Origin of the sequence: Streptococcus suis (assembly GCF_019794615.1) — a bacterium.
Taxonomy (GTDB): domain Bacteria; phylum Bacillota; class Bacilli; order Lactobacillales; family Streptococcaceae; genus Streptococcus; species Streptococcus suis_AI.
The window spans coordinates 1-9,440 of sequence record NZ_JAIMDU010000054.1 but is presented as its reverse complement, the minus strand read 5'-3'; the positions used below and the strand labels follow the sequence as shown (position 1 = coordinate 9,440).

Annotated in this window: 7 protein-coding genes and 1 pseudogene; 6 read left to right on the top strand and 2 right to left on the bottom strand. The window is 38.8% G+C overall.

Annotated features, from left to right (window positions below):
• Positions 1 to 105 precede the first annotated feature (105 nt).
• The 5 genes and pseudogenes from K6V43_RS10945 to glnA all read left to right on the top strand — a co-directional run.
• A pseudogene (locus K6V43_RS10945) lies at positions 106 to 825 on the top strand (aldo/keto reductase); the annotation flags it as partial.
• Positions 826 to 963: 138 nt separating this feature from the next.
• The gene (locus K6V43_RS10940; protein ID WP_002938510.1) at positions 964 to 2,163 is read left to right on the top strand and encodes a phosphoglycerate kinase; all 1,200 of its coding nucleotides are present in this window, start codon (positions 964 to 966) and stop codon (positions 2,161 to 2,163) included.
• 874 nt (positions 2,164 to 3,037) lie between these two features.
• Positions 3,038 to 3,553 (top strand): FUSC family protein, encoded by a 516-nt coding sequence (locus K6V43_RS10935; RefSeq protein ID WP_024396539.1) that lies wholly within the window; start codon positions 3,038 to 3,040, stop codon positions 3,551 to 3,553.
• A gap of 75 nt (positions 3,554 to 3,628) precedes the next feature.
• The gene (locus tag K6V43_RS10930; protein WP_024392055.1) at positions 3,629 to 4,000 is read left to right on the top strand and encodes a MerR family transcriptional regulator; all 372 of its coding nucleotides are present in this window, start codon (positions 3,629 to 3,631) and stop codon (positions 3,998 to 4,000) included.
• Between the two features lie 27 nt (positions 4,001 to 4,027).
• Complete coding sequence (gene glnA / locus K6V43_RS10925) at positions 4,028 to 5,374, top strand: type I glutamate--ammonia ligase (RefSeq protein WP_024392056.1); 1,347 nt, start codon at positions 4,028 to 4,030, stop codon at positions 5,372 to 5,374.
• A 494-nt stretch (positions 5,375 to 5,868) separates the two neighbouring features.
• On the opposite strand, the gene rnjA is transcribed toward glnA, so the two are convergent.
• Both rnjA and K6V43_RS10915 read right to left on the bottom strand, forming a co-directional pair.
• Entirely contained in the window at positions 5,869 to 7,548 is a 1,680-nt protein-coding gene (gene rnjA / locus K6V43_RS10920) for a ribonuclease J1 (protein WP_222383109.1), read from the bottom strand.
• Between the two features lie 3 nt (positions 7,549 to 7,551).
• Positions 7,552 to 7,782 (bottom strand): RNA polymerase epsilon subunit, encoded by a 231-nt coding sequence (locus tag K6V43_RS10915; RefSeq protein ID WP_024392378.1) that lies wholly within the window; start codon positions 7,780 to 7,782, stop codon positions 7,552 to 7,554.
• A gap of 315 nt (positions 7,783 to 8,097) precedes the next feature.
• Here K6V43_RS10915 and K6V43_RS10910 point away from each other — a divergent pair, with 315 nt between their 5' ends.
• Positions 8,098 to 8,970, top strand: coding sequence for an Rgg/GadR/MutR family transcriptional regulator (locus K6V43_RS10910; protein WP_222383107.1), 873 nt, complete (start codon positions 8,098 to 8,100; stop codon positions 8,968 to 8,970).
• The last annotated feature ends 470 nt before the right edge of the window (positions 8,971 to 9,440 follow it).

Sequence of the window (9,440 nt, the reverse complement as noted above, 5' to 3'; positions counted from 1 at the left end):
CATTGTCAGTTACCAACTTGTCCCATAGTAAGTTCTACCTTATTTTTTTGTCTCAGTCTAATTTCCAGCTTTTGTGTTAGACTAGAACTTACTTTGAGAAGTTAGCATGTTGATACAGCTCAGATTTATCGCAATGAAGTGGGTGTGGGACGAGCTATTGCAGATAGCAAGTTGGACCGGAAAGAAATCTTTGTAACGACTAAGATTTGGAATGATAAGCAGGATTATGAATCTGCAAAGGCATCAATTGATGAATCCTTATCTAAGTTAGGTCTAGACTATGTAGATTTACTTCTTATTCATTGGCCAAATCCTGTAGAATTGCGTGAAAATGGTGCATGGAAAAAACGTAATGCGGGTGTCTGGAAGGCTTTAGAAGAGGCCTATAAAGAAGGGAAGACGCGTGCGATAGGGGTATCAAACTTTATGGTTCATCACTTAGAGGCATTATTTGAAACCGCTGAAACGAAACCTCATGTCAATCAAATTTTATTAGCTCCAGGCTGCCCTCAAACGGAGCTAGTTGATTTTTGTCGTCAACACCAAATTTTGTTAGAGGCTTACAGTCCACTTGGAACAGGAAGTATTTTTGGAAACCCTGTTGCACAAGAAGTAGCTGAAAAGTATGGCAAATCTATTGCACAAATTGCACTTCGTTGGTCATTGCAAAAAGGTTTCTTGCCATTACCAAAATCAGTAACCCCTGCAAATATTGAAGCAAACTTGCATATTTTTGATTTTGAATTATCGGAAGAGGACATACTCCGACTTGATGGAGTAGATGGCGTGAACAGCCAGAGCAATCCGGATGAAGTTAATTTTTAATTGGGTATCGCTCGGGTAGATACTCAGCTACGATCGGAATCATTGTTACAAGTATCACAATAAGTGAGATTTTAATAGGCATTTAATGAATAATGTGCTATAATTAGTAAGATAAAAATTTTTTAAGGAGTCTAACTAATGGCTAAATTGACTGTTAAAGACGTTGAATTGAAGGGCAAAAAAGTTCTTGTCCGTGTTGATTTTAACGTTCCTTTGAAAGATGGCGTTATCACTAACGACAACCGTATTACTGCTGCTCTTCCAACAATCAAGTATATTCTTGAGCAAGGTGGACGTGCAATTCTTTTCTCTCACCTTGGTCGTGTGAAAGAAGAAGCAGATAAAGAAGGTAAATCATTGGCTCCTGTAGCAGCTGACTTGGCGGCTAAATTGGGTCAAGAAGTTGCTTTCATCGCTGGTGCTACTCGTGGTGCTGAATTGGAAGCGGCTATCAATGCTTTGGAAGATGGACAAGTTCTCCTTGTTGAAAACACTCGTTTCGAAGATGTTGATGGTAAGAAAGAATCTAAAAACGACGAAGAACTTGGTAAATACTGGGCTTCACTTGGTGATGGTATCTTTGTTAACGATGCATTTGGTACTGCACACCGTGCACACGCATCAAACGTTGGTATCTCAGCAAACGTAGAAAAAGCAGTAGCTGGTTTCCTTTTGGAAAACGAAATTGCATACATCCAAGAAGCTGTTGAAACTCCAGAGCGTCCATTTGTGGCAATCCTCGGTGGTTCAAAAGTATCTGATAAGATTGGTGTTATCGAGAACCTTCTTGAAAAAGCAGACAAAGTTCTTATCGGTGGTGGTATGACTTACACATTCTACAAAGCTCAAGGTATCGAAATTGGTAACTCACTTGTAGAAGAAGATAAATTGGATGTGGCAAAAGCACTTCTTGAAAAAGCTAATGGTAAATTGATCTTGCCAGTTGACTCAAAAGAAGCAAATGCATTTGCTGGATACACTGAAGTTCGCGACACTGAAGGTGAAGCAGTTTCAGAAGGCTTCCTTGGTCTTGACATCGGTCCTAAGTCAATCGCTAAGTTTGACGAAGCGTTAACTGGTGCAAAAACAGTTGTTTGGAACGGACCTATGGGTGTATTTGAAAATCCAGACTTCCAAGCTGGTACAATCGGTGTAATGGACGCTATCGTGAAACAACCAGGTGTGAAATCAATCATCGGTGGTGGTGACTCAGCTGCTGCAGCTATCAACCTTGGCCGTGCAGACAAGTTCTCATGGATCTCAACAGGTGGTGGTGCATCAATGGAGTTGTTGGAAGGTAAAGTATTACCTGGTCTCGCAGCTCTTACTGAAAAGTAAAAACTTGCGACGAAAAGAGTTGGGCAACCAGCTCTTTTCTAGTGCAAAGGCTAGATTTTCTGTGAACGTAGTGAGTTAGAAAATCAGCCTAGGTAAAGGCTAAAATGCAACGGATTTCCGTTGCATTTTGTGCATCGCGTAGAGTTTCTACGAAGCTAAGCGAGTTAGAAAGTCTAGCAAGGTGAAAAGTGCTTCCAGGACTTGCAGCTTTGACTGAAAAGTAAAAAATTGCGACGAAATGAGGCTGGTGCTTGAGTTCCGGTCTCTTTTTGAATGCAATTTGCGCTCTGAAGTGTCGGCTCGGAGGAAAAGTTTTGTTGCGTAATCATTTTTTGTTTATACTCTTCGAAAATCAAAATTAGACCTTGTTGACTTGATTTGATGAGTGTCAAGCTCCAGCAGAGCTTGACAACCTGTTCCCTTGAAATACAAAAAGGGACAGAGTTCGTTCTGCATCAGAGCGAAACGCACTACGTTTGCCTGTTTCCAACCTCCAAAGGTTCTCCCAACCTTTTTGTAGCGAACTTTGTTCGCCTTATTTCCAACCTCCAAAGGTTCCCCGAACCTTTTTGTAGCGAACTTTGTTCGCCTTATTTCCAACCTCCAAAGGTTCCCCGAACCTTTGGAGCAAGTCTGATTTTGATTTTCATTGAGTATTACTTCGTAAACTCACCTTTTCAAGCTCTACTTATGCTTGTGGCTTCTTGTCTCGTATTAGAATCAACTATAGGATACTTTTTTGTAAAGTTGGGAATTCTTTTTCTTTGGTGGCGTTGAAGTATCTGGTATTATTTTTACACTAAAATGTCCGAATGATTCATAACATTATGTGCATTTAGAATCATTTTTTAACAAATCATGTTAGAATAGAAGTATGTTAAAGAGATATAAATTTGATACCCAGAAGTTTAAATTGGGTATGAGAACTTTAAAATCAGGTCTAGCTGTATTTTTAGTCATTTTATTGTTTCATCTTTTAAAATGGGATGGTATTCAGATTGCGGCTCTCTCAGCAGTTTTCAGCCTTCGTGAAGATTTTGGGAAAAGTGTGCATTTTGGCTCTTCCCGTGTACTTAGTAATTCTATAGGTGGCTTTTATGCCTTGCTATATTTTATTCTAAGTGATCTATTTTCTAATAATTTTTGGGTGACCTTAATTTTCATCCCTATTTTTACGATGCTAACCATTATGACGAATGTTTCGTTTAATAATGCTCCAGGTGTCATTAGCGGGGTTGCTACGATGTTGATCATTGCTCTCTCAGTTCCTGCAGGAGATTCGATTTTCTACGCCCTCCAAAGAGTTTTTGAAACTTTCGTCGGGGTATTTATATCTGTCATTGTAAATTATGATGTAAATTTGATAAAAAATCGATTTTATAAAGGATGATGTCATAAAACCTGACATCAGGTCTTGACTGTTTATGAATTCTGCCCTATAATAGTGTGCAGAAAGGAGTTCATTATGAGAGAAAAAGAGTTTCGACGTTCCTTAGCTATTTTTCCAATTGGTAGTGTAATGAAATTGACTGATTTAACAGCGCGTCAGATTCGTTACTATGAAGATCATGGGTTGATAAAACCAGATCGGAACGAAGGTAATCGCCGCTTGTATTCTCTAAATGATATGGACTTACTCCTTGAAATTAAAGATTTTTTGGATGAGGGCCTAAACATTGCAGCGATTAAAAAAGAATATGCCAATCGTAAAGCAAAGGAAAAGGTTCAAGCTGAACAGAAAACTTTAACCGATGAGGATGTGCGTCGTATCCTACATGATGAATTTAGCAGACAAGGACGATTTTCAAGTCCAAGCTCGATCTTTCGGTCGTCGTAATAGGTTTAATTAAGAGGAGAAAAAAATATGGTTGTCACAACAGCGGATATTAAACGTGATATTAAAGAGAAAAATGTTACATTTCTACGTCTCATGTTCACTGATATTATGGGAGTGATGAAAAACGTAGAGATTCCTGCGACAGAAGAGCAGGTTGAAAAAGTTTTATCAAATAAAGTTATGTTTGATGGTTCGTCTATTGAAGGTTTTGTACGTATCAATGAATCTGATATGTACCTTTATCCAGATTTAAACACATGGACTATTTTTCCTTGGGGAGATGAAAATGGCCGTGTAGCAGGCTTGATTTGTGATATTTATACGACTGAAGGTGAACCGTTTGCGGGAGATCCACGTGGAAACTTGAAAAAATCTCTTCGTCGGATGGAAAAAGAAGGCTTCTCATCCTTTAACCTTGGTCCAGAACCAGAATTCTTCTTGTTCAAAATGGATGAGCAAGGGAATCCAACTCTTGAAGTGAATGACAAGGGTGGTTACTTTGACTTGGCGCCTACAGATCTTGCGGACAATACTCGTCGTGAAATTGTAAATGTTTTGACTGAAATGGGATTTGAAGTTGAAGCGAGCCACCACGAAGTAGCGGTTGGTCAGCATGAAATCGACTTTAAATATGCGGACGTTTTGAAAGCGTGTGATAATATCCAAATCTTTAAGTTGGTTGTTAAGACGATTGCACGAAAACATGGTTTGTACGCTACATTTATGGCTAAACCTAAATTTGGAATTGCTGGTTCAGGTATGCACTGTAACATGTCACTCTTTGATAAAGACGGTAATAATGCCTTCTTTGATCCAGAAGATCCTCGTGGCATGCAATTGTCAGAGACAGCTTATCACTTCCTCGGTGGTTTGATTAAACATGCTTATAACTACACTGCAATTACCAACCCTACAGTAAACTCATACAAACGTTTGGTACCTGGTTTTGAAGCTCCTGTTTATATTGCTTGGGCAGGCAAAAACCGTTCTCCATTGGTTCGTGTACCTGCATCACGTGGAATGGGAACTCGCTTAGAATTGCGTTCAGTAGATCCAACGGCTAACCCATATTTGGCTATGGCAGTTCTTTTGGAAGTTGGATTAGATGGTATCGAACACAAGATTGAGGCTCCTGCTCCAGTAGAGTCAAATATTTATGCAATGTCTGATGAAGAACGTCGCGAAGCTGGTATTACAGATCTTCCATCAACTCTTCACAATGCTCTTAAAGCCTTGAGAGAAGATGATGTTGTTCGTTCAGCATTGGGTGACCATATCTATACTAACTTCTTGGAAGCTAAGAAGATTGAGTGGGCAAGTTACGCAACTTACGTTTCTCAATGGGAAATTGATAACTATTTAGATTTGTATTAATGAGCATTTGCAAAAACTAAATTATTCTCATTCAGATCAAATTTTGAATATTAAAAAATAGCTTAGAATCAACGTTACTAATGACGTTATTCAAAGCTATTTTTTTACTATTGGATCTTAATTTTCGCTTTTCAAATTTTGGGCTCAAAGCTTTCTTACCGCGCTCTTTCATTTTTAAGCTCGGGCTGAAATAGTCTCTTCCCAGACTGTTTCACTCCACTGGACCTTAATTTTCGCTTTTCAAATTTTGGGCTCAAAGCTTTCTTACCGCGCTCTTTCATTTTTAAGCTCGGTCTGAAACAGTCTCTTCCCAGACTGTTTCACTCCCCTGGACCTTGATTCGCTTTCTCGTTTCCAGGCTCATGATAAAAAGGTCCACTGGACCTTAATTTTCGCTTTTCAAATTTTGGGCTCAAAGATAAAAAGGTCCACTGGACCTTAATTTTCGCTTTTCAAATTTTAGGCTCAAAGATAAAAAGGTCCACTGGACCTTTTTATTTATCCGGAGTGAGAATCATTGGGATAATGATTGGCTCACGTTCTGTTTTTTCATATAGGAATGGTCGGAGGGCGTTGACAATTGCACCATTGACCGTTTGGATGCTTGCGTCCTTATTGCGCATGGCGATTCGTATGGCATCAAATAGAATTCGTTGGCTTTCGCGGATAAGATCTCCTGATTCACGCATATAGATGAATCCTCGACTAAGGATATCTGGACCAGCAAGAATCATTTTCGACTTGAAGTCGACCGTTGCAACAGCGAGAACGACACCGTCTTCAGAGAGATCGCGTCTATCTTTAAGAACAGCTGCACCGATTTCGCCAATCCGATTGCCATCAACGTAAATGTCCTGGGCGTTGAATTGACCGGCTATACGAGCTGAATCTTTTGTAAGTGCAAGGACATCACCATTTTCCATGATGAAGATGTTTTCTTTAGGAACGCCAGTATCGACAGCTAAACTAGCATGGATTTTTTGCATACGGTATTCGCCATGAACAGGCATGAAGTATTTTGGTTTGATGAGGCGGAGCATGAGTTTTTGCTCTTGTTGACCACCGTGTCCAGAGGTATGGATGTTGTTAATCTTACCGTGGATAACATCTACACCTGCTTCAATAAGAATATTGATTAATTTGTTAACCCCTGTGGTATTTCCCGGAATAGGACTGGACGAGAAGATAACAGTATCACCTGGTTGAAGTTGGACTTGTCTGTGGGTACCATGAGCAATTCGAGAAAGTGCAGCCATAGGCTCACCTTGACTACCTGTACATAGAATCAAGACTTCATTAGCTGGATATTCTTTTATTTCATTTGGTTCGATAAAGGTATTTTTAGGGACCTTTATATAGCCTAATTCAATACCATTTACAATTGCTTTCTCCATTGACCGGCCAAAAACTGCAATTTTTCGACCTGTTTTTACTGCTGCATCGGCTGCTTGTTGAAGGCGGAAAATGTTGGAGGCAAATGATGCAAAGATAATACGACCGTGAATGCCTTCAATCAATTTCATAATGGATTGACCAACAACTTTTTCGGAATTAGTAAAAGTTGGAACCTCTGCGTTAGTTGAATCGGATAGAAGACAGAGGACTCCTTCTTCACCGAGCGCAGCCATACGGTGCAAGTCAGCTGGTTCTCCAACGGGAGTGAAGTCAAATTTAAAGTCACCGGTACAGACAATTTTACCTTGGGGTGTGTCTACGACGATTCCAAGTGGTTCTGGAATTGAGTGAGTTGTCCGGAAAAAACTAACTTTTAAGTGTTTGAAGGTAAGCTCTGTTTTATGGTTAATCTCATGGAGAGTAGCATCACGAAGCAGGCCATGTTCTTCCAATTTACCGCGTATCAAAGATAGTGCTAGCGGACCAGCATAGATAGGTACGTTCGCTTGTTTGAGTAAGAATGGAATTCCTCCAATATGATCTTCGTGACCGTGTGTGATGACTAGACCTTTGACACGGTCTAGATTTTCAACGATATAGGAGTAGTCTGGGATGACATAGTCAATACCTAAAAGATCGTCTTCAGGAAATTTAATACCTGCGTCAACAATCAAAATTTCATCTTGGTATTCAATACCATAGGTATTTTTTCCGATTTCTCCCAAACCACCGATGGCAAAGACGCCAACTTCTTGGGGTTTTAGATTTATTGCAGACATGGATTAGAACTCCGTAATACTAAAATCAGCATGCTCCTTCTCATATTGGAGGTGCTTTTCGGAAAGAAGTTCGATGAATTCGATATTGTATTGTGGGTAGGTTTTTTCTACTAGCTCACGCGCAATAATACGACCTTGTAATTCGCTTTCTGCTTCAACTTCCATGTAAAGTGAGCGTGTCTGTTCGCGACGAGGACTCACTTTTGACTCTTGATAAAAAACTTTATAAATCATATGTTTTACATATTCCTTTCTGCTTTGACTGCAACCTACGAAAAAAGACCCAAATAGTTTTCTATTTGTTGCTTGGTATTCAGTTTTCTAGAGTTGTTGATTTCGACAGTCTAAATAATTCTCCTTATTATATCATAAAGTTAGGACTTGGTAAATGGAAGTGTTAGGAAAATGAAAATCAGGTGAGAACCTGGGTGGCATTTTCTGAAATTATCATGAATAACAAATATAACAGTGTCAGTTGACAAAAATATAAATGTTTATTATGATAAATCTAACAATATAATGTAATGGTTCACTGAGAGGAGGTAGACCATGGGGACAGCACCAGAGGTAGGGTTAGGTCAATTTTATAGAGAACTTCGTCGTTCTCGTTTGGTCAAGCAAAAGGATGTCGTCAGAGGAGATTTTACAGCAGCCCAGCTATCACGTTTTGAGTCAGGTCAATCCATGTTAGCAGCGGACAAGTTGATTGTGGCAGTTGAGGGAATCAATATGACTATGGAGGAGTTTACCTACAAATACCATGGTTACAAAGAGTCTGCTCACATCGAACTAGCTAATCTCATTTCAGATTTGTATTACAAACAGGATAAGGATGGGCTACAGGCCTTAATGGAGTCAGAACTCTTGAAAGCTGAGGGGGAACTATATGCCAGATTAAATGAAATTGTCATTAAGGTGGCGCTGGCTGCCTTAGATGGTCAAGGTGGCTTTGATGAGGAAGATAGGAAGTTTCTCTCAGATTATCTCTTTACGATTGAGGAGTGGACGAGTTTTGAGCTGTATTTATTTTTGAATGCACAAATGTTGTTGAATGATAGGTTATTGTTGGATTTTGCTTATAATTTATGTAAGGAGGGAAAATCCTTTAACAAACTTAGAAAACACCAAGAACTTATAAAAATAGCGATTCTTAATACGATTTCGGAACTATTTGAAAGAGGAATTTATCATCAAGTTTCTTTTTACTTGGATAAACTTATTTCTATGTCTGGATTTAAAGATGTTTTCTTGAAGATAATGGTACGGTATTGTCGTTTATTACTAGTTTACATTCAAAATAATCGTCCCGCTAAAGAAAAAGAAATAATCGAAGCTTATATACAATCTATCAGTGAGGTGATAGACGAACAAACAGCTTCGATTATTCGAGTTCATTTTTCAAGAGTTATAAATGAAGAGTGAAAGTAACGGGAGGAAGTGGTTTAGATAAGGTGTCGATTACAAATGGAAGCGACAGTGAGATGGCGAGAATAATATGTGCAACTTTCGTTTTCATGGCTTTTACCTCGTTTTTATTTCCAGTATAACTGATTTTTCCTCGGTTATTATTAACTTGCAAATATGTAATTTATTTTTTATAAAATTACATATTTGCAAGTGGGATAGATGTCGAGGATTTTTTGTTAGACTAAAGTTGTAAAAGCTTTTAATACAGAAATGTTCATCTACTGGAGGTTCTTCTGTCACGGGAGTTTGACAGTTTGAATGACACAAAAGTGCTCTAATCGTTGATATAGCGCTATTTTTTTGTCAAATTTTTGTATGTATTTCTTGCGTACTTTCTCGTACTGTGGTATAATAGAGTGAGGTGCGAATCTATGAGAGTAAAAAAATCAGTATCTAAAAACACAATCAATTATGCCATTATCAAA

Excerpts from the sequence above, each read along its gene's own strand:
- K6V43_RS10940 (WP_002938510.1), top strand. The coding sequence starts at position 964 with ATGGCTAAATTGACTGTTAAAGACGTTGAATTGAAGGGCAAAAAAGTT.
- K6V43_RS10935 (WP_024396539.1), top strand. The coding sequence starts at position 3,038 with ATGTTAAAGAGATATAAATTTGATACCCAGAAGTTTAAATTGGGTATG.
- K6V43_RS10930 (WP_024392055.1), top strand. The coding sequence starts at position 3,629 with ATGAGAGAAAAAGAGTTTCGACGTTCCTTAGCTATTTTTCCAATTGGT.
- glnA (WP_024392056.1), top strand. The coding sequence starts at position 4,028 with ATGGTTGTCACAACAGCGGATATTAAACGTGATATTAAAGAGAAAAAT.
- rnjA (WP_222383109.1), bottom strand. The coding sequence starts at position 7,548 with ATGTCTGCAATAAATCTAAAACCCCAAGAAGTTGGCGTCTTTGCCATC.
- K6V43_RS10915 (WP_024392378.1), bottom strand. The coding sequence starts at position 7,782 with ATGATTTATAAAGTTTTTTATCAAGAGTCAAAAGTGAGTCCTCGTCGC.
- K6V43_RS10910 (WP_222383107.1), top strand. The coding sequence starts at position 8,098 with ATGGGGACAGCACCAGAGGTAGGGTTAGGTCAATTTTATAGAGAACTT.